At 72.6% G+C, this 20,658-nt stretch carries 12 protein-coding genes; 7 read left to right on the top strand and 5 right to left on the bottom strand.

The window, feature by feature from the left end:
• Positions 1-2 precede the first annotated feature (2 nt).
• Genes ACFYZ8_RS17115 through ACFYZ8_RS17100 form a run of 4 tightly spaced genes read left to right on the top strand, consistent with a single transcriptional unit; the run spans position 3 to position 12,981 of the window.
• A complete protein-coding gene (locus ACFYZ8_RS17115) occupies positions 3-7,685 on the top strand; it encodes an amino acid adenylation domain-containing protein (protein ID WP_388530694.1) in 7,683 nt (2,560 codons plus the stop codon).
• A gap of 23 nt (positions 7,686-7,708) precedes the next feature.
• The gene (locus ACFYZ8_RS17110) at positions 7,709-11,533 is read left to right on the top strand and encodes an amino acid adenylation domain-containing protein (RefSeq protein ID WP_388530697.1); all 3,825 of its coding nucleotides are present in this window, start codon (positions 7,709-7,711) and stop codon (positions 11,531-11,533) included.
• The gene (locus ACFYZ8_RS17105; protein ID WP_359028404.1) at positions 11,530-11,742 is read left to right on the top strand and encodes an MbtH family protein; all 213 of its coding nucleotides are present in this window, start codon (positions 11,530-11,532) and stop codon (positions 11,740-11,742) included. The genes ACFYZ8_RS17110 and ACFYZ8_RS17105 overlap by 4 nt, the downstream gene beginning before the upstream one ends.
• 18 nt (positions 11,743-11,760) lie before the next feature.
• Positions 11,761-12,981: a cytochrome P450 gene (locus ACFYZ8_RS17100; protein WP_388530700.1), complete on the top strand. Its 1,221-nt coding sequence runs from the start codon at positions 11,761-11,763 to the stop codon at positions 12,979-12,981.
• 107 nt (positions 12,982-13,088) lie between these two features.
• On the opposite strand, the gene ACFYZ8_RS17095 is transcribed toward ACFYZ8_RS17100, so the two are convergent.
• Both ACFYZ8_RS17095 and ACFYZ8_RS17090 read right to left on the bottom strand, forming a co-directional pair.
• Positions 13,089-13,619, bottom strand: a complete 531-nt coding sequence (locus ACFYZ8_RS17095) for an AAA family ATPase (protein WP_388530702.1) — start codon at positions 13,617-13,619, stop codon at positions 13,089-13,091.
• A gap of 155 nt (positions 13,620-13,774) precedes the next feature.
• Positions 13,775-14,821, bottom strand: coding sequence for a LacI family DNA-binding transcriptional regulator (locus ACFYZ8_RS17090; protein ID WP_389049842.1), 1,047 nt, complete (start codon positions 14,819-14,821; stop codon positions 13,775-13,777).
• Positions 14,822-14,978: 157 nt separating this feature from the next.
• Here ACFYZ8_RS17090 and ACFYZ8_RS17085 point away from each other — a divergent pair, with 157 nt between their 5' ends.
• The 3 genes from ACFYZ8_RS17085 to ACFYZ8_RS17075 all read left to right on the top strand — a co-directional run bounded on the left by ACFYZ8_RS17085 (position 14,979) and on the right by ACFYZ8_RS17075 (position 17,575).
• Positions 14,979-16,034: a cellulase family glycosylhydrolase gene (locus ACFYZ8_RS17085; protein ID WP_359028408.1), complete on the top strand. Its 1,056-nt coding sequence runs from the start codon at positions 14,979-14,981 to the stop codon at positions 16,032-16,034.
• Between the two features lie 146 nt (positions 16,035-16,180).
• Positions 16,181-16,882 carry a restriction endonuclease gene (locus ACFYZ8_RS17080; RefSeq protein ID WP_388530705.1) on the top strand — a complete coding sequence of 234 codons (702 nt, stop codon included), beginning with the start codon at positions 16,181-16,183 and terminating at the stop codon, positions 16,880-16,882.
• A 222-nt stretch (positions 16,883-17,104) separates the two neighbouring features.
• Positions 17,105-17,575, top strand: a complete 471-nt coding sequence (locus tag ACFYZ8_RS17075; RefSeq protein WP_388530707.1) for a carboxymuconolactone decarboxylase family protein — start codon at positions 17,105-17,107, stop codon at positions 17,573-17,575.
• A gap of 74 nt (positions 17,576-17,649) precedes the next feature.
• Here the strand turns inward: ACFYZ8_RS17075 and ACFYZ8_RS17070 are convergent, their stop codons facing one another.
• From ACFYZ8_RS17070 to ACFYZ8_RS17060, 3 genes are read right to left on the bottom strand one after another with little or no spacing between them, the layout of a single operon-like run.
• On the bottom strand, positions 17,650-18,672 hold the full coding sequence (locus ACFYZ8_RS17070; protein ID WP_388530709.1) for an ABC transporter ATP-binding protein: 1,023 nt from the start codon (positions 18,670-18,672) through the stop codon (positions 17,650-17,652).
• Positions 18,669-19,697 (bottom strand): ABC transporter ATP-binding protein, encoded by a 1,029-nt coding sequence (locus ACFYZ8_RS17065; protein WP_388530711.1) that lies wholly within the window; start codon positions 19,695-19,697, stop codon positions 18,669-18,671. Before ACFYZ8_RS17065 ends, ACFYZ8_RS17070 begins: the two co-directional genes overlap by 4 nt.
• Positions 19,690-20,658: an ABC transporter permease gene (locus ACFYZ8_RS17060; RefSeq protein ID WP_388532079.1), complete on the bottom strand. Its 969-nt coding sequence runs from the start codon at positions 20,656-20,658 to the stop codon at positions 19,690-19,692. The genes ACFYZ8_RS17065 and ACFYZ8_RS17060 overlap by 8 nt, the downstream gene beginning before the upstream one ends.

The following is a 20,658-nucleotide window of genomic DNA, read 5'->3' as shown; positions in this document are numbered from 1 at the left end:
CGGTGACCCGGTCCGGAATCGCCGACATCCTGCCCCTGTCGCCGTTGCAGGAAGGGCTGCTCTTCCACGCCCTCTACGACGACGACCAGGCACCCGATGTCTACGCCGCCCAGCAGGTCCTCGAGCTGACCGGCGACGTCGACCCCGCCGCCGTACGCGCCGCGGGACAGGCCCTGCTCGACCGCCACCCGAACCTGCGCGCCTGCTTCCGCCGCCGCGAGGCCGCCGCACCCCTCCAGATCGTCCCCACGGACGTCGAACTGCCCTGGTCCGAAGAGGACGTGAGCGACCTCGACGACGCCGCACGCGAGACCGCCTGGCAGCGGATCCTGGACGCGGAACGCGCCCACCGCTTCGACCTGGCCCGGCCCCCGCTGCTGCGCCACCTCCTGGTGCGCTGGGCGGCCGACCGGTACCGACTGGTGATCACCAACCACCACATCCTCCTCGACGGCTGGTCGAAGCAGCTCCTGGTACGGGAGTTCACCGCCCTCTACAAGGGCGAGCACCCCACCGCCCTGCCGCCGCCCCCGCCGTACCGCGACTACCTCGCCTGGCTCTCCCGCCAGGACCGCACCGCCGCGGAGACCGCCTGGCAGAAGGCCCTGGAAGGCGCCGAGGAACCCACCCTCCTGGCTCCCGGGACGGCGGCCGGCACGACGGTGCTGCCGCACGAACTCGTCGTGGAACTCCCCGAGTCGGCGACCACCGCGGCCGAGACCGCCGCCCGCGACCTCGGTATCACCCTCAACACCCTGGTCCAGGGCGCCTGGGGCGTGCTGCTGGGCCGCCTCACCGGCCGCACCGACACCGCGTTCGGCCAGACCGTCACCGTCCGTCCGCCCGAGCTGCGGAACGTGGCCTCCATGGTCGGCTTCTGCATCAACACCGTCCCGACGCGCGTACGCTGGGAGGACTCCGACACCGTCGCCGGCTTCCTCGACGGACTCCAGGAGCGGCAGGCCGCCCTCCTCCCGCACCAGCACCTCGGCCTCGCCGACATCCGGCGCGTCAGCGGCGCCGGCGACCTCTTCGACACCCTGCTGGCCTTCGAGAGCCACCCCACGGCCGCCACCGGCCCGGGCGAGGACCGTGTCACCCAGCTGACCGGCCGGGACGCCACCCACTACCCCCTCACCCTCGCCGTCCTGCCCGCCCGCCGCCTGGCCCTGCGCCTGTCCTACCGGCCCGATCTGTACGACGGGCCCGGCGCCCGCGCCCTCCTGGACCGGTTCGCCACCGTCCTGGCCCAGCTGGCAGCCGACCCGTCACGCCGCCTCGGAGAGGTGGAGGCACTGCTGCCCGGGGAGCGGGAGCAGCTCACGGGAGGCCCCGCGGGTGAGCTCCCGGGCGGCGCCGGACGGGTTCCCGCTCACGAAGCCGCGACCGGGACGCCCCACTCCGCCGCACCGTCCGTCGCCCTGACCACCCTCTTCGCCCGCCAGGCCGCCCGCACCCCGGGCGCGACGGCGGTGGTGCACGGCGACACCCGGCTCACCTATGCCGAACTCGATGCGCGCGCAACCGAGCTGGCCCGCACGATGGCCGCCCTGGGGGCCGCCCCCGAGCGCCTGGTCGCGCTGGCACTGCCCCGGTCCGCGGACCTGGTCGTCGCGATCCTGGCCGTCCTGAAGACCGGCGCGGCCTACGTCCCGCTGGACCCGGACTACCCCGCCGAGCGCCTCGCGTACATGCTCACGGACTCCGCACCCGTCCTGATCCTCACCACACGGGACGTGGCACCGGTCCTGCCCGACACCGCCGTACCCGTGCTGACCCCGGACGACCACGCCACGCCCCCGCGGGAGGCGCACCTCCCGGAGCCGACGGGCCGGCACCTCGCCTACGTCATCTACACCTCCGGCTCCACCGGCCGCCCCAAGGGCGTCGCCGTCCCGCACGGCAACGTGGTCCGCCTCTTCGCCTCGACCCGCCACTGGTTCGACTTCGGCCCCGACGACGTGTGGACGCTGTTCCACTCCTACGCCTTCGACTTCTCCGTCTGGGAGCTGTGGGGAGCGCTGCTGCACGGCGGCGCCCTCGTCGTCGTACCGCACGAAGTCAGCCGGGACCCGCACGAGTTCCTGCGGCTGCTCGCCCGGGAGCGGGTCACGGTCCTCAACCAGACCCCCTCCGCCTTCGGGGAGTTGGCCCGCGCGGACGCCGAACTGCCGCGGACCTCCGGCGAACTGCGTCTGCGCTACGTCGTCTTCGGCGGGGAGGCGCTCGACCTCACCCCCGTCGCCGACTGGTTCACCCGGCACCCCGAGGAGGCCCCCGCCCTGGTGAACATGTACGGCATCACCGAGACCACGGTCCACGTCACCGGCCTCCCGCTCGCCCGGGAGCGCTGCGAGGGCATCGGCGAGCCCCTCCCCGACCTGCGCGCCTACGTCCTGGACGCCGGTCTGCGGCTGGTCCCGCCGGGCGTGGCCGGTGAGCTGTACGTGGCCGGCGCCGGACTGGCCCGCGGCTATCTCGGGCGGCCGGGACTGACGGCGGGCCGGTTCGTCGCGGACCCGTTCGGCGGGCCCGGCGAGCGCATGTACCGCACCGGCGACCTCGTCCGCCGTACGGCCGACGGGCGACTGGAGTACGTCGGCCGCGCCGACGACCAGGTCAAGATCCGCGGCTTCCGGATCGAGCCGGGTGAGGTCGAGGCGGCACTGGCATCCCACCCGGAGGTGTCCCGCGCGGTCGTCCTGGTCCGTGAGGGGCGGCTGGTGGGGTACGCCGTCTCCGACGGAACACCCGACCCGGTGGCGGTGCGGGCCCATACCGCACGCACCCTGCCCGAGCACATGGTCCCAGCCGCGGTCGTCGTCCTGGACCGGCTCCCGCTGACCGCCAACGGCAAACTGGACCGGGCGGCCCTCCCCGCCGCCGTCACCGGCCGCTCCGTCGCCCCCCGCAGCCCTCAGGAAGAGATCCTCTGCGGCCTCTTCGCAGGCGTCCTGGGCCTGGAAGCCCACCGGGTCGGCACGGACGACGCCTTCTTCGACCTCGGCGGCGACTCCCTGCTCGCCATGCGCCTCGCCGACCGGATCAGGGCCGCCTTCGGCACCGCCCTGCCCGTACGGGCCGTCTTCGAGGCCCCCACACCGGCCGCCCTCGCCACCCGCCTGACCGGGACACGGGCCGCGCACCGGCCGGCCCTCCTGCCGCTGTCCCGCCGCCCCGACCCGATCCCCCTCTCCTACGGCCAGCAGCGACTGTGGTTCATGAGCCGTCTCGACGGCGGCCACACCACCTACACCGTCCCCGCGGCCCTGCGCCTGACCGGGCCCCTGGACCGGCAGGCGCTCACGGAAGCCCTCGCCGACGTCGTCGCCCGCCACGAACCGCTGCGCACCCTCCAGCCCGACCTCCAGGGCACCCCGTACCAGCGGATCCTGACCCCGGCGCAGGCCCGGCCGCGCCTCCACGTCGTTCCCACCACCGAGGCCGAACTTCCCGAACTGCTCACGGCAGCCGCGGGCCACCGCTTCGACCTCGCCACCGAACCACCCCTGCGCGTCACGCTGTACGACCTCGGCGACGACACCCACGTCCTCCTCCTGCTCGCCCACCACAGCGCGGTCGACGGCTGGTCGATGGGCCCGCTGACCCGCGACCTGGAGACCGCCTACACGGCCCGCCGCGAGGGACGGGCCCCCGAGTGGCCGCCCCTGCCCGTCCAGTACGCCGACTTCGCGCACTGGCAGCGGGAGTCGCTCGGCGACGACAACGACCCCGGCAGCCTGATGGCCGATCAGATCGACTTCTGGCGTACGGCGTTGGAGGGCATCCCCGACGAACTTCCGCTCCCCGTCGACCACCCCAGGCCGGCCGAGCCCAGCGGCCGGGGCGACCGTACCGCCGTCGTCCTGGGCCCCGAACTCCACGCCGGCCTCGCCGACCTGGCCGCCGCGCAGCGGGTGACGCTCTTCATGGTGCTGCAGGCCGGACTCGCCGCCGTCCTGACCCGGCTCGGCTCCGGCACCGACGTGCCCATCGGCACCCCCGTCGCCGGCCGCAACGACGAGCGGCTCGACGACCTCGTCGGGTTCTTCGTCAACAGCCTCACCCTGCGCACCGACACCTCCGGCAACCCCACCTTCCGCGAACTCCTGGCGCGGGTAAAGGACTTCGACCTCGCCGCCTACGCCCACCAGGACGTGCCCTTCGACCTCCTCGTGGACGCCGTCAGCCCCGAGCGGAGTCTCGCCCGCCACCCCCTCTTCCAGGTCATGCTGGCCTACACCGGCCATGGCGCGGACCCCGTTTTGGCCCTGCCCGGCCTGAGCGTCACCCGCCAACCCGTGCGGACGCGAGCGGCCCGATTCGACCTCTCCCTGTACCTCACCGAGCACCGCCACGACGACGGTTCCCCGGCGGGCATCGACGGTGTCGCCGAGTTCAGCACCGACCTCTTCGAGCCGGAGACCGCCCGCCGGCTGGCCCACAGGCTCAACCGCTTCCTCGACGCCGTCGCCACCGACCCGGACCGGCGCATCGGCGACGTCGACCTCCTCGACGAGGACGAACACACCCGCCTCGGCCACTGGAACACCGGCCGGGGCTCGGCAAAGCCCGAGTCCCTCGCCGAGATGTTCACGCGTCAGGTGCGGCAGCGGCCCCACGCACCCGCGCTCAACGACCTGACGTACGCCGAAGTCGACGCCCGGGCGCACGCGTTGGCCCGCTCGCTCACCGGGCGAGGCATCGGCCCCGGCGACCTCGTCGCCGTACGGCTGCCCCGATCCGTGGACCGCGTCGTCGCCCTGCTCGCGGTCGCCCTGTCCGGCGCCGCCTTCCTCCCGGTCGACCCGGCACTCCCCGCCGACCGCATCGACGCCCTGCTGGCCGACGCCCGGCCGGCACACGTCCTGACCAGCGGCACCGCGGACGGCACCCCCGGCGAACTGCCCGCCGGTCACCACCCCCACCAGGCCGCCTACGTCATCCACACCTCCGGCTCGACCGGCACCCCCAAGGGCGTCGTCGTCGAGAACCGCGGGCTCGCCGCACTGGCACAGACACAGGTCGAGCGCTTCGGACTCGGCCCCGGCAGCAGGGTCCTGCAGTATTCGGCGCCCGGGTTCGACGCGTCGGTGATGGAACTGCTGATGGCGTTCGCGTCGGGCGCGACCCTGGTCGTGCCGGACGTGCACGGGCCCCTGCTGGGCGAGGAACTCGAACAGGAGCTGACCCGGGGCCGGATCACCCACGCCCTGATCCCGCCGACCGCCCTCGCCACCCTCCCGCCCGGTGAGCTGCCCGACCTGCAGACCCTCGTCGTGGGCGCCGAGGCGTGTTCCGGTGAGTTGGTGGCCCGCTGGGCACCCGGGCGCCGGATGGCCAACGCCTACGGGCCCACCGAGTCCACGATCTGCGCGACCGTCGCCGTCCCCCTCACCGGCGACCAGGCCCCGCCCATCGGCCGCCCCGTCACCGGCACCCGCGCACTGGTCCTGGACGACTGGCTGCGCCCGGTCCCGCCCGGCACGAGGGGTGAGCTCTACCTCGCGGGAACCGGCGTGGCCCGCGGCTACCTCGGCCGACCCGGCCCGACGGCCGCACGCTTCGTCGCCGACCCGTACGGCGGCCCCGGCGACCGGATGTACCGCACCGGCGACCTGGTCCGCTGGTCGCCCGACGGACAGCTGGAGTACCTCGGCCGCGCCGACGAGCAGGTCAAGCTGCGCGGCTTCCGCATCGAACCCGGCGAGATCGAGGCCGCCCTGGCCCGTGATCCCGGGGTCGCACAGGCAGCCGTCGTCGTGCGCGAGGACGAGCCGGGGGAGCGGCGCCTGATCGCCTACGTCACCACCCGCGCCGGACATCCGCCCGCCGACCCCGCCGCACTGCGCCGGGACGCCGGGCGGCTGCTGCCGGAGTACATGGTCCCCTCGGCCGTCGTCGTCCTGGACGCCCTCCCGCTCACGCCCAACGGCAAGCTGGACCGCAAGGCCCTGCCCGCCCCCGGCGCGCAGCCGGCCGTCGAGGCGGCCCGTGAGCCGCGGTCGCCCGCCGAGCGGGTGCTCGCCGAACTCTTCCGCGACCTGCTGAAGCTTCCCCACCTCACGCTCGACGAGGGGTTCTTCGCACTCGGAGGCGACAGCATCTCCTCCATCCGGCTCGTCAGCCGGGCCGCCGAGGCCGGGGTGGTGATCAGCCCGCGCGACGTGTACGAGCACCAGACGGTGGCCGCCCTCGCGGCGGTGGCCCGCGGCCCCGTGGGCGCCTCGAACGACAGGGGTGCCGACGACGGCGTAGGCCCGGTGCCGTTCACGCCCGTGATGCACTGGCTGGCCGAACGCGGCGGACCGATCGCCCGGCTCAGCCAGTCGGTGCTGCTGACCGCCCCCGCCGACGCCGACGAACCCCGGCTGACGCGCGTCCTCCAGGCGCTCGTCGACCACCACGACATGCTCCGCTCCCGCCTCACCGGCGAACGCGCCCTGGAGGTCGGCCCGGTGGGCTCGGTCACCGTCGTCGTGGACCGCCGGGACGTCAGCGGTGAGGACGACCTCCACGCCGCCGTGGCCGAGGAGTTCGACCGTGCGCTCGGCACGCTCGACCCGGCGACCGGCGCGATGCTGCGGGCCGTATGGCTCGACGCGGGCCGGGACCGCCCCGGGCGGCTGCTGCTGCTCGTCCACCACCTGGCCGTGGACGGGGTGTCCTGGCGGATCCTCGTCCCCGACCTGGAAGCGGCCTGGGAGGCGGTCACACAGGGCCGCGAGCCTCAACCGCCCCCCGTCGGCACATCGTTCCGCACCTGGTCGTCCCTGCTGCGGGAGGAGGCGGTGAAGCGAGGCGCGGAGGCCAAGCTGTGGCGGCGGCTCGACGACACCCCGCGCAGCCCCTTCGGTGCCAGGCCGCTCGACCCCGCCAGGGACACCGCGGCCACCACCAGGTCACTGCGCCTGACCCTCGAAGCCGACGTGGCCGGCCCCCTGCTCGGCAGTGTGCCCGCCGCCTTCCGCGCCGGACCGCAGGACGTACTGCTCGCCGGACTCGCCCTGGCCCTGGCCGCACGCCAGGACGTCCCGCACGTCCTCGTCGACGTCGAGGGACACGGCCGTGAGGAGTTCACCCCGGGCCTCGAACTCTCCCGCACGGTCGGCTGGTTCACCTCCCTCTACCCGGTCCACGTCGACCTCGCCGGCCTCGACCTGCGGGACGCCCTCGCCGCCGGCCCGGCAGCCGACGGCGTGGTGCGCCGCGTCGCCGAACGCACCGGCGAACTGCCCGACCGGGGCCTCGGGTTCGGACTCCTGCGCTACCTGAACCCCGACACCGCGGGCGAGTTGGCCCAGCAGCCCGCGCCCTTGATCGGCTTCAACTACCTCGGCCGGTTCGCCACGGCTCCGGCCGGTGACATCCCGTGGTCGTTCGCCCCCGAGTCCCCGTCCCTCGGCAGCGGAACGGACCCCGGACTCGCCGCCGCCCACGCCCTCGACCTCAACGCCGTCGTCCACGACACACCGGCCGGCCCCCGGCTCGTCGCCGACTGGTCCTGGCCCGACGGCGTGCTCACCGAGACCGAGGCGCGCGAGCTGGCCGAGGCCTGGTTCGCCGCCCTCACCGCGCTGACGGACCGCGCCGCCCGCACGGGCCCAGCGGCCCCGGGCGCCCTGCTGTCGGCCCAGCTCGAGGCGGACGAACTCGACGAACTCGCCGCCGGCCTCGACGGCTGACCCGCACGGAAGGAGACGACGCGATGACCCAGCCCGCCCTGGCCGACGTCCTGCCCCTGACCCCCCTCCAGGAGGGGCTCCTCTTCCACGCCGTGTACGAGCACGAACGGGACGCCGCCGACGTCTACCTCGTACAGCTGGTCTTCGACCTCGAAGGCCCGGTCGACGCCGGACGGCTGCGCGCCGCCTGGCAGGCCCTCCTGGACCGCCACCCCAACCTGCGCGCCGCCTTCCGGCGCCGCAAGGGCGGCGCGCCTGTGCAGGTCGTCCCGCACCGCGCGACCCTGCCCTGGACCGAGACCGACGTCGACTCCGAGGACGCCTGGTCCCGGCTGCTCGACGCGGACCGCGACCGCGGCTTCGACCCGGCCACCCCACCCCTGATCCGCTGCACCCTGGCCCACCTGGCCGACGGACGGCACCGCCTCCTCGTCACCCACCACCACATCCTGCTCGACGGCTGGTCGGTCTCCGTCCTGGTGCGCGAACTCCTCGCGCTCTACGCCCAGGACACCGACCTTCCGCCCGCCCCGGCCTACCGCGACTTCCTCGAGTGGCTCGGCCGTCAGGACCGCACCGCGGCGGAGAACGCCTGGCGGACGGCCCTGGACGGGGTGACCGCACCGACCCGGCTGGCCCCGCCCCACCCTGGCCCCGGCCCGCTCGCCCAAGCCCGAGCCGAACTGCCGGAAGCCACCGGAGCAGCCCTCACCGCCCTCGCCCGCAGGCTCGGCGTCACCGCCAGCACCCTGGTGCGGACGGCCTGGTCGATCCTGCTCAGCCGGACGACCGGACAGAACGACGTGGTGTTCGGCGCCACCGTCTCCGGGCGCCCCGCGGCCCTGCCCGGCGTCGAGTCGATGGTCGGGCTGTTCGTGAACACCGTGCCGGTTCGAGTCCGGCTCCGGCCCGACCACTCGCTGACCGACCTGCTGCGCGACGTCCAGCACGGCTCCATCGGCCTTCTCGACCACCACCACCTCGGCCTCGCCGACATCCAGCGCACCACCGGCCTGCCCGAACTCTTCGACACCCTCGTCGTGTTCGAGAACTACCCCATGGACGAGACCGCCCCCGCCGGCAGCCTCCGCATCACCGGGACGAGCGGCCGCGACGCCACCCACTACCCCGTGACCCTCGTCGCCTTCCCCGGGCCGCGTCTGCGCTTCCGCCTGGCGCACCGCGCCGACCTCTTCGAGGAGGGCTGGGCCGACGCGCAACTCGCCCACCTGGTCCACATCCTGGAGACGATCGCCACCCACCCGGAACTCCCGCTCGGCCGCCTCGGCCTCCTCGACCCCAAGAGCGACCCCCGCCCCGACCCGGTCTCCGAACCGGCCCCCGCGACCCGCACCCTCACCGACCTGTGGACGGCCCAGGCGGCGGCCACCCCCGACGCGCAGGCGCTGCGAGCGGGCGGCACGACTCTGTCGTACGGCGAACTCGACGCGCGCGCCGAGCGGTTGGCCCACCGGCTCACCGCCCTCGGCGCCGGCCCCGAACGGGTCGTCGGCATCGCCCTGCCGCGCACGCCCGAGCTGGTCGTCGCCGTCCTCGCCGTCCTGAAGTCGGGCGCCGCCTACCTGCCGCTCGACCCCGCGTACCCGAAGGGCCGGCTCGCGTACATCGTCGAGGACGCCAGGCCGGTGGCGGTGCTGGCCACGGCCGACACGGCGCAGGTGCTCCCGGCAGGCACGCCACTCGTGCTGCCGGACGACGAGGTGACGGAGGCTCGGGCGACGCCCGGCAGAGCGCTTCCCGGCAGCCTCGCCTACATCACCTACACCTCCGGCTCGACCGGCCGCCCCAAGGGAGTCCTCGCCACCCACCGCAACGCCGTCGAGTTCGTGGAATGGGCCCACCGCGCCTTCGGCACCGAGGCCCTGCGGAAGGTCCTCTTCTCGACCTCCCTCAACTTCGACGTCTCGGTGTTCGAGATCTTCGCCCCGCTGCTGTGCGGCGGCCGCATCGAGCTGGTCGACGACCTGCTGTCCCTCACCGCCTCCGGGACCGACGCCGGGCTGATCAGCGGCGTGCCGTCGGTGATGGCGGGCGTGGTCGCCGAACACCCCGACGCCGTGCCGCACACCGTCGCCCTGGGCGGCGAGCCCATCCCCGCGCCGCTCCGCGCCGACCTCCGGGCCGCCTTCCCCGGAGCGCGACTGGTCAACTTCTACGGGCCCACCGAGGCCACGATCTACGCCACTGCCTGGCGCTCCGACGAGGATCCGGTGGAGGGGGCGCCGCCCCTCGGCCGGCCGCTGGCCCGCAACCGCCTGTACCTCCTCGACCAGGCACTTCGACCCGTCCCCGACGGAGTCGTCGGGGAGATCCATCTAGGAGGCGGCGGCCCCGCCCGCGGCTATCTCGGCCGCCCGGGTCTCACCGCCGAGCGGTTCGTCGCCGACCCCTTCGGAGCGCCGGGGGAGCGGATGTACCGGACCGGGGATCTCGCGGTCCGCGGCCGTGACGGGCGGCTGCGGTTCGTCGGGCGCGCCGACCACCAGGTGAAGATCCGCGGCTTCCGCGTCGAGCTCGGCGAGATCGAGGCGGTACTCACCGCACACCCCGCCGTGACCCAGGCTGCGGTGACGGTACGTCAGGACACCAGGGGCGGGCAGGAGTTGGTGGCGTACGTCGTGGGCTCCGCCGCCCCCGACACCCTGCGCGCGCACCTGGCCCGTGCGCTCCCGGCCCACATGGTCCCCTCCACCGTCGTACCGCTCACGGCCCTCCCGCGCACCGCCAGCGGCAAGACCGACCGCACGGCCCTGCCCGACCCCTCCGCACCGGCCGAGACGACCGGCGTCCCGCGCAGCCCGCGCGAGGAACGGCTGCGCACGATCGTCGCCGACATCCTCGGCCTGGATCCCTCCCGCGTCGGCATCCACGACAGCTTCTTCGACCTCGGCGGCCACTCCCTGCTCACCCCCCGCCTGACCGCCCGCATCCGCACCGACCTCGGCACCGAACTGCCGCTGCGGGCCGTGTTCGACACCCCGACCATCGCCGGACTGGCCCGACGTCTGGGGGGCGGTCCGTCGGGCGCGGCGCCCCTGGACGCCGTACTGCCCCTGCGCACCCGGGGCGACAAGGAACCCCTCTTCTGCCTGCCGCCCGCCTCGGGCCTCGCCTGGGGCTTCGCCGGGCTCGCCCGCCACCTCGACCCCGAACGGCCTCTGTACGGCCTCCAGTCGCAGGGGCTGAACCCCGGCCACCCGCGCTCGGGCAGCCTCCGGGCGACGGTCGCCACCCATCTCGCCCGCATCCGCGAGATCCAGCCCGAAGGCCCCTATCACCTGCTCGGCTACTCCATGGGCGGCCTGGTGGCCTACGACGTCGCCGTCACCCTGCAGAAGGAGGGCCACGAAGTCGCCGTCCTGGCGATGCTCGACGCGTTCCCGGGCGTCTGGATCGACCGGGGCGCCCGCGCGGCGGACCGGCCCGCGCTGCTGCGCAGCCTGCTGTCCATCCTGGGCCGCCCGCAGCCCGACGACCCGGAGCCCCTCACCGACACCCGCTTCGCCGAACTCGTGCGCCGGGTCCCCGACATGACCGCGAGCCTCGACGACGCCGAACTCGCCGCCCTGGTCGAGGTCACCGCCCAGAACCGGCGCCTGATGGAGGAGTTCGCCCCCACGTCGTACCGAGGTGACCTGTTGTTCTTCACGGCAGCACAGGATCCGGACACACACCCGGAGCGCCACCGGGCCTGGCAGCCGTACGTCGACGGACGCGTCGACAACCACGACGTCCCGTGTGTCCACGGGGAGATGACCCGGCCGGGCCCGCTGGAGCGGATCGGCCCCGCACTGAACACCGCACTCCATGGAAGGAACCCCGCATGAGCGCCAACCCGTTCGACGACGACACCATCGAGCACTTCGTCCTGGTCAACGACGAGGGACAGCACTCCCTGTGGCCCGCCTTCGCCGAGGTGCCGGCCGGCTGGACGGTCGTACACGGCCGGGCGAGCCGCCAGGAGTGCCTGGAGTACGTCGAGGAGCACTGGACCGACATGCGGCCCAAGAGCCTGATCCGGGCCATGGGCGAATAGCGCAGGGGGAGCGGAACGATGACCACGCGGCGGACGATCGGTCCGGAAGAACTCGACACGCTGGACCTGGCGGATCCGCGGCTGCACGCCGAAGGTGAACTGTCCGCCGTGTGGCGCCACTTGAGGGAGCGGGAGCCGGTCCACTGGAACCCGGCCCGCGAAACGGCCCCCGGTTTCTGGGTGGTGACCCGGCACGCCGACGTGACCTCCGTGTACCGCGACAACACCACCTTCACCTCCCAGGGCGGCAACGTCCTGGAAACCCTGCTCGCGGGCGGCGACTCGGCGGCCGGCCGCATGCTCGCGATCACCGACGGGGACCGGCACCGGGAACTGCGCCGCGTCCTGATGTCCGCGTTCACCCCGCGCGCCCTCCAGCCGGTCGTGGCGAGCGTGCGGCGCACGGTGGACCGGCTGCTGCGCGAGGCGATCGACAAGGGGAGCTGCGACTTCGCCGCCGACGTGGCCGCCGGCATCCCCCTCGGCGCGATCTGCGACCTGCTCGGCGTGCCCGAGAGCGACCGGGCCCATGTCCTGAGCCTGACCTCCTCGGCCCTCGGCTCCCACGACGCCGACGGCACCGCGGCCGACGCCTGGATCGCCAAGAGCGAGATCCTGCTGTACTTCGCGAACCTCGCCCGCGACCGCCGCGACAGCGGCCACGCGGACGTCATCGCGCTCCTCGCCCGGAGCGAGGTGAACGGACTCCCGCTGGACGACGACGAGATCATGCTCAACTGCTACAGCCTGATCCTCGGCGGTGACGAGACGGCCCGGCTCTCCATGGTCGGCGCCGCCCTGGCGCTCGTGGAGCACCCCGGCCAGTGGCAGGCGCTCAAGCGGGGCGACGCGGGTGTCGACACGGCGGTGGAGGAGATCCTTCGCTGGACGACCCCGGCGCTGCACTCGGGCCGCACGGCCACGGCCGACACCGAGATCGCGGGCCGCCCGATCCGCGCCGGGGACATCGTGACGGTGTGGAACGCCTCCGCCAACCACGACGAGCAGGTCTTCCAGGACCCCGGCCGGCTCCGCCTGGACCGCACCCCCAACAAGCACTGCACCTTCGCCTACGGCCCGCACTTCTGTCTGGGCGCCTACCTGGCCCGCGCCGAGATCGGAGCCGTACTGGAGGGCCTGCGCGACCAGGTGGAGGTCATGGAGCAGACCGGCCCGGCTCGCCCGGTGTACTCCAACTTCCTCAGCGGCCTCAGCTCGTTGCCGCTGACCTTGAAGTGAGGCTCACTCGCCGAGCGCCGCCACGAGGGTCAGGACGCCGCCGCCCGTGACGGTACATCGACCGGCAGCCGTTTCCCTCGCCCGCGTCGGCTGCCCTTGGGGCAAGGTCAACCGACGCGGGCGAGCACCTGGTCGGCCAGGTCCCGCGGAGCCGACTCGCCGTCGAGGAACACCGTGTCGCCGGGCAGGGTGTCGACTGCGGCCGTACACGCCTCGATACGGGCCTTGCACCACGCCCGCACCCGTTCCTCCCTGGCCGGGTCGTCGGGGAAGTGGCTCCGTCCGTCGATCCGCCGCACCAGGACCTCCGGCGCGACCTTGAGGAAGAAGTGATGGACGACGACGTCCGCGTCCTTCAGAGCGCCGAAGATCTCGCCCAGATAGCCGGGGTTCACCAAGGTCATGGGCACGAGAAGCGGTCGGCGGTACTCCTCGACCAGACCGACGGCGAGATCCGCGACCTGCCGCCGCCACAGCCGAAGGTCCTGGAAGTCACCGGTCGGCACGTCCACGATCTCCCGCAGCACATAGCCGACCATCTCCGGGTCGTACACCAGCGCCTCGGGCCACCGCGGACGCAACTCCTCCACGAGGGTGGTCTTCCCGCTGCCGAAAGCGCCGTTGACCCAGACGATCACAGCCGTTTCCCCCAGTCCGTCGTGCATCCCGTCCCGTCAGATCATGCACCACGCGGTGACCGGAGATTCTTCGGGCGGCCGGCAGCAGACCGATGAAGCGGGCACGCTCCGCCCGTGTCATGGCAGAGCGCGCGAACCTCCTCGCGACAGCCGCCTCACCCCCGCGGCGGCGCGGTGCTCTCCCTCACCACCAGGCGCGTCGGGACGAGATCGGTACCGGGCTGTCCGCCCTCGCGCGCGCGGATCTGCTGCAGCACCTTCTGGACACAGCGATGCCCCACCTCCGCGAAGTCCTGGTGCACGGTGGTCAGCGGCGGCACGAAGAACGCCGCGTCGGGGATGTCGTCGAAACCGACCACGCTGACATCGTGCGGCACGGACAGACCGCGCTCGTGGAACGCCCGCAGCAGCCCCAGTGCCATCTGGTCGTTGGCGGCGAACACGGCCGTGCACTCCGGCGGCTCGGCGAGCGTGAGCCCGGCCGCGTAACCGGACTCGGCCGACCAGTCCCCGTACAGAGCGGGCGGCACCGGATGGCCCGCCTCCTCGAGCACCGCGCGCCAGGCCTGGGCCCGCCGCTGCCCCGCGAAGGACGCCTGCGGGCCGGTCACATGCCATACGGTCCGATGGCCCAGGTCGAGCAGATGCCGTACGGCCTTCCGCGCGCCGTCCGCCTGGTCGGTGTCGACCACGCTGTAGCGGTCGCCGGCGTCGGAGTCCACGACGACGACATGCACCCCGGGCGGCAGCTGGACCGACCCGGTGTCGAGGAGGTGGATCTCCATGATGACGATGACCGCGTCCACGGCCAGCTCGCCCATGCGCGTGAAGGCGCCCAGGACGTTGTCCTGGGTCGGGACGTCGATGGGGATCAGGGTGATCGCGTACCCCTCGGCCGCCGCGTGCGTGGCGATCGCCTCCACGGTGCGGCTGTTGCCGGTCGAGGACAGACTGAAAAGGATCACACCGATCGTGTTGAACTGGCCGTACCGCAGGGCCCGCGCGGCACTGTTGGGCCGGTAACCCAGTTCCCGCATCGCCGCCAGGACCTGCTCGCGCGTCGAGTCGATCACCCCGGGCTGACCGTTGGAGACCCGCGAGACCGTCTGTGAGGAGACGCCCGCGAGCTTGGCGACGTCGGCCATGGACACCCGCTGCTTGCGCCGCCCACCGGGGACACCGGAACCTCCCCGCTCCACCACTGCTGCCTCCTAGGCCGGACTTAAAGACGACGCCAACTGTTGGGTATGGCACCGGATGTTACGTGTGGGAAACCTTGACGGTCGCCCAGGCGGATGCCACGATTCCGGCGCCGTCATGTTTACGTAAACATGCTGTCATTCCGAAAGGGTTTGGTCGATGCGCAAGACCCCCAGCACCCGTCGCGCCCCGAGGCTGCGTGCCTCGCTCGTAGCCGTCGCGATCGCCGCGATCAGCGGCGCGACCCTCACCGGCAGCCCCGCCTCCGCTGCCGCGCCGACCACCGACACGACCCAGTTCAAGGGCGTCAACTGGGCGGACCCGCGCGACAACTTCGCCGACGACGAACTCCAGCTGTCGGGCCTGTCGACCTCCGACACCTACGCGCAGACGTACACCAAGGCGAGCCGCATCATCTCGGCCTTCCGCGCGAACCTCGGCGCCAACACCGTGCGGCTGCCGATCAACCCGTACACCGTGAACGGCTCCTACTGGAAGTCGTACCGGGGCGTCATCGACGCGGCGACGGACCGCGGCTTCAAGGTCATCGTGTCCTACTGGGAGGGCACGGGCGACCGCAAGGACGGCTTCATCGACGACGAGGCCACCTACTGGCCGATGTGGAACACCGTCGTCAAGGCCTACAAGGGCAACTCCCGGGTCTACTTCGAGCCGATGAACGAGCCGCACGGCTACACCGACGCCCAGTGGGCCGACATCGCCGCGAAGTGGCTGGACACCTACAAGTCCGTGCCGCGCAACCGGGTCTTCGTCAGCGGCGCCGGCTACAACGACCACGTCACCACGGTGTGCGCCGACCCGCGCCTGAAGGGCACCTACCTGTCGCTGCACCACTACGGCTTCTGGAAGTCGTACGCCACCTACGACCAGTGGGTGGCCGACCTGAAGGTCCGCATCGGCGACTGCGCCAACCGGACCGTGGCGGACGAGTTCGGCGCCCCGATGACGACCGGCCTCAACTACAACGTGAAGACCCCGGACGACAACTACGTCAACTTCATCCAGGCCGTCACCGACACCTTCCGCGAGCTGAAGATGGGCTCGGTGTACTGGCCGGGCCTGCGCACCGACGACATCTACTCGGTGCAGAAGCTCGTCGGCCCGGCCAACCGGCCGTGGCTGGAGACCACCAACCAGTCCGGTGCCGACCGCCTCGCCTGGGCGTGGGGCCGCGGCAGGCCCGTCCAGGGCTGACCCGTTCCCCGGCCGGCCGTGGTGCCTTGAGGTACCGCGGCCGGCCGGCCTCCACGGCGACGATTCGGACATGGCCGACTCGCGCCCTTCTCACACCCCCTTGAACTGCCCAGACTCCTTGGCAGGAGCACAGGGGGGAGGCCGCCATGGCCAGGCGTCGACGGAGCACGGCCGCGCGCAGACGGCGGGCGCTGAAGATCAAGCGGGGTGCCGGAGGCGGCGCGGTGGCGCTGGTCCTCATGGTGATGTTCTGGGCGAGCGTGTGGCCGTATCTGTTGGGTTTCCTGCTGGTCGCTGTCGTCGGCGCGACCGGCTGGTGGCTGTGGCGCACGGACCGGCTCCTGCGCGGCGGTGACCGCCGCTGGCGCGAGGAGGACGCGGTGGCGGCCGGCCGTCGGACCCTCGCCGAGGTGGACGTCATGACGGGCACCGAGTTCGAGGAACTGGTCGCGGGGCTGTGCCGGCGGGACGGGTGCACGCAGGTCCGCCGGGTGGGCGGCGCGGGTGACAACGGCGCCGATGTCCTCGGCCGGCTCCCGGACGGCCGCACGATGGTCGTCCAGTGCAAGCGCTACGCACCGAGCAGGGCGATCCCCAACCGCGAGCTGCGCGATCTGCTGGGCGCCCGGGTGCACTTCCGCGCCGACGTGGCCGTCTTCGTGACGACCTCTCGCTTCACCGGCCCCTCACAGAAGTTCGCGCTCCAGCACGACATCCTCGCCGTACACCGCGACCTCCTCGGCCTGTGGAACAGCGGCGCCTCCCTCATGGCACTGCCCGGCGTGAACGGCCGGGGCCAGGGGGACGCACGGCACCGGGTCCGCTGGAAGAAGGCGTACGGCGGCTAAGCGCGCAGTCCAGACCGCCCCGCCGGTCTCACCGTTCGGTTCGGGCCGCGGTTCCCCACCGATGACGCGGACTCCGTAGAACCCGGCGTACGCCGCCAGTCGGAAGCTCGTCCCGTACGACACCACTCCAGGGAGACGCAGGTCACATTCATCCCTGTCACAATCCGCCGGGCAATCCAGTCATAGGTGTGTAGCCAACGACAACGGCAGAAGGAGCACACCATGGAAGCCCGACTCGACGTCTTCGCCAGCCCGCTGGCCGGCAAGCTGCTCAAGCACTTCGCCATGGCGGGCAAGGTGGTCACGGACTCGGGGCTGCCGATGACGACGCAGGAACTGGTGAAGATCCGCGCGAGCCAGATCAACGGCTGCGGGTTCTGCCTCGACATGCACACCAAGGAGGCCGCCGCCGCGGGCGAGACCGCGCAGCGCCTCCACATGGTGGCCGCGTGGCGCGAGGCCAAGGTCTTCACCGAGGCCGAGCGCGCCGCGCTGGAACTGGCGGAGCAGGGCACCCGTCTCGCCGACGGCAGCGGTGTCCCGGACGACGTCTGGGAGAACGCTGCCAAGCACTACGACGAGGAGCAACTCCTCGCCCTGGTCTCCCTGATCGCCGTCATCAACGCCTTCAACCGGCTGAACGTCATGACCCAGCAGCCGGCCGGCGACTACGCGGTCGGACAGTTCGGCTGAGGCTGAGGCTGAGGCTGAGCTGAGCTGAGCCGACGGCCGGCAGGCCGGCCCCGGGGGCTGCAGACCCCGGGCCCTCAGTCGGCCAGCGGATAGTGACAGGCCACCTGGCGGCCGGAGGCCGTCGCCGTGAGCCTCGGACGTTCCACCGCACACAGCTCCCGGGCGTAGGGACACCGCGTACGGAACGGGCACCCCGTCGGCTTGTCCGCCGGACTCGGCACCTCCCCGGTCAGGACGACGCGTTCCCTGAGCGGCCCGCCGTCCGTGAGCGTCCCGTCGTCGATGTCAGGAACGGCCGACAGCAGGGCCTGGGTGTACGGATGGGCCGGTGCCGAGAACAACGCCTCCGTCCCCGCGAGTTCGACGATCTCCCCGAGATACATGACGGCGATCCGGTCCGACACATGACGGACCACACCGAGATCGTGCGCGATGAAGACGTAGGTCAGGCCGAACTCCTCCTGGAGGTCGGCGAAGAGGTTCAGCACCTGCGCCTGGATCGACACATCGAGCGCGGACACCGGTTCGTCGGCCACGATCAGCTTCGGATTCGTCGCCAACGCCCTCGCGATACCGATGCGTTGGCGCTGACCTCCGGAGAACTCGTGCGGATACCGGTCCAGATGGGCCGCCGCCAGTCCTACGACGTCGAAGAGCTCCCCGACCCGGCGGCGGACCGCGGCCGCGTCGCCGTACCGGTGCACGAGCAGCGGTTCGGCCACGATGTCCCCGGCGCGGCGGCGGGGGTTGAGCGAGGCCTGCGGGTCCTGGAAGACCAGCTGCATGCCGGGTCGCACCGGACGCAGCCGTCGCGTGGACAGCGTCGAGATGTCCTGTCCGTCGAACTCGACGCGCCCTCCGGTGAGTTCGGTGAGCCGGACCAGGCAGCGGCCCAGCGTGGACTTGCCGCAGCCGGACTCCCCGACGACGCCGAGGGTCTCGCCGCCGCGCACCTCCAGGGAGACCCCGTCGACCGCGCGGAGCACATGACGCCTCCCGCGCACGGGGTAGTGCTTGGTGACGTCCGTGGCGCGCAGCACGATCTCCTCGCCGGGAGGAGCCGCCTCGTCCACCGTCACGATCTCCTGTGCCGTCACGACACCGCCTCCGTGTTCACGTCTTCGTCGGGCGTCGGCCGCAGTCCCGCACGGTCGTCCGGCGGCAGCCAGCACGCGTCCAGATGCGCGGTGTCGCCACCGCCCGCGGCGAGCGCCGGACGTTCCTCGCACCGCTCGTGCCGGAGCCGGCAGCGCGGCGCGAACGCGCAGCCCTCCGGGACCGCGCCCGGCGACACGGGCGTGCCGGCGATGGTCGGCAGCCGCCGCAGCCGGGCCCCGCCCACCCGGGGCACCGAGTCGAGCAGGCCCCAGGTGTACGGGTGCCGCGGACCGTGGAACACCGCCCGCCGCGGGCCCTGTTCGGCCGCCCGGCCGCCGTACATGACGAGGACCCGGTCGGCGATCTGGGAGACCACGCCCATGTCGTGCGTGATGAGGACCATCGCGGAGCCCTGCGCGTTGAGGTCCCGCATCAGATCGAGGATCTGCGCCTGGACCGTCACGTCCAGTGCCGTGGTCGGTTCGTCGGCGATCAACAGCGAGGGGTTGCAGGACAGCGCCATCGCGATGACGGCACGCTGGCGCATCCCGCCGGAGAACTCGTGCGGATAGGCGTCCACCCGCGAGGCCGCGTCCGGGATGCCGACGTCCGAGAGGAGCTGGACCGCCCGGGCCCGCGCCTCCTTGCGGGACACCTGGCCGTGCGCCCGGATCGCCTCGGCGATCTGCCAGCCCACGGTGTACACCGGCGTCAGCGCGGTCATCGGGTCCTGGAAGACCATCGCGATCTCCCGGCCCCGCACCGCCCGCATCTCCTTGTCCGCCAGGGCGAGCAGATCGCGGCCGCGGAAGCGTACTTCGCCCGACACGGTCACGTTCGCACTGGTCAGCAGCCGCAGTACGGCCAGCATCGAGACGCTCTTGCCGGAGCCCGACTCGCCCACCACGCCCATTACTTCGCCCGGGGCGACGGAGAAGGAGAGACCGTCGACCGCGGTGACGAGGCCCTGGCGGGTGCGGAAGCGCACGGTCAAGTCGCGTACGTCCAGCAGAGGTTCAGGCATGGCGGGCCCTCGGATCGAGTCGCGCGTACAGGATGTCCACCAGGGCGTTGGCGAGGACCACGAAGAACGCCGCGTACAGCACCGTGCCCATGATCACGGGCAGGTCCAGGTTCTGGAGGGCGTCGAAGGTGAGCTTGCCGATGCCGGGCAGGCCGAAGACCACCTCGGTCAGCAGCGCGGCGCCACCCACCAGCGCCCCGAAGTCCAGGCCGAACAGCGACACGATCGGGATCAGCGAGCAGCGCAGGGCGTGCCGGATCAGGATCCGCCGCTCGGACAGGCCCTTGGCGCGGGCCGTACGGACGTAGTCCTCGTTCAGTGCGGTGACGACCTCCCCGCGCAGCAGCCGGGCGTAGATCCCGGCGTACAGCAGGGCCAGGGTCAGCCAGGGGAAGAGCATGTGCAGCGCCCACTGGCTGGGATCCTGACCGAGGCCGACGTAGCCGGGCGGGGGCACCCAGGAGAACAGCGAGTCGTGCAGCTGCTTCTGGGTGAGGAGGTTGACGACCTCGCCGAGCCAGTAGGCCGGGAGGGACACCCCGACCACGCCGACGAGCATGATGATCGGGTCGGCTGCCTTGCCGCGCAGGGTCGCAGCGGCCGTGCCCATGAGGATGCCCGCCGTCATCCAGATCAGGGCCGCGCCGATGACCAGGGACAGGGTCACGGGGGTGGCCTGGAGGATCTGCGGGATGACCCGGGAGCCGCGGTTGACGAAGGACTCCAGGTCCCGGTCGATCAGCAGGTGGCGCATCATCAGCAGATAGCGGACCGGCATGGGCCGGTCGAGGCCGAAGGAGTGGCGTACCTGGGCGAGGGTGGCCGGGTCGGCGTTGCGGCCGGCGATCCGCGCCGCCGGATCTACTCCCGGGGTGGCGAAGAAGATCAGGAACACCAGCACACTGATCGAGAACATCACCAGCAGGGCCGAGCCGAAGCGCTTGAGGGCGAAGACGAGCAT

The sequence above is a fragment of the Streptomyces sp. NPDC001668 genome (genome assembly GCF_042893155.1).
Taxonomy (GTDB): domain Bacteria; phylum Actinomycetota; class Actinomycetes; order Streptomycetales; family Streptomycetaceae; genus Streptomyces.
The sequence above is the reverse complement of the archived record's forward strand: the minus strand, read 5'-3'. Positions and strand labels throughout refer to the sequence as shown.

Bases quoted from the DNA above. Each gene is read 5' to 3' on its own strand.
- ACFYZ8_RS17110 (WP_388530697.1), top strand. From the start codon at position 7,709: ATGACCCAGCCCGCCCTGGCCGACGTCCTGCCCCTGACCCCCCTCCAG.
- ACFYZ8_RS17105 (WP_359028404.1), top strand. From the start codon at position 11,530: ATGAGCGCCAACCCGTTCGACGACGACACCATCGAGCACTTCGTCCTG.
- ACFYZ8_RS17100 (WP_388530700.1), top strand. From the start codon at position 11,761: ATGACCACGCGGCGGACGATCGGTCCGGAAGAACTCGACACGCTGGAC.
- ACFYZ8_RS17085 (WP_359028408.1), top strand. From the start codon at position 14,979: ATGCGCAAGACCCCCAGCACCCGTCGCGCCCCGAGGCTGCGTGCCTCG.
- ACFYZ8_RS17080 (WP_388530705.1), top strand. From the start codon at position 16,181: ATGGCCAGGCGTCGACGGAGCACGGCCGCGCGCAGACGGCGGGCGCTG.
- ACFYZ8_RS17075 (WP_388530707.1), top strand. From the start codon at position 17,105: ATGGAAGCCCGACTCGACGTCTTCGCCAGCCCGCTGGCCGGCAAGCTG.
- ACFYZ8_RS17065 (WP_388530711.1), bottom strand. From the start codon at position 19,697: ATGCCTGAACCTCTGCTGGACGTACGCGACTTGACCGTGCGCTTCCGC.
- ACFYZ8_RS17060 (WP_388532079.1), bottom strand. From the start codon at position 20,658: ATGCTCGTCTTCGCCCTCAAGCGCTTCGGCTCGGCCCTGCTGGTGATG.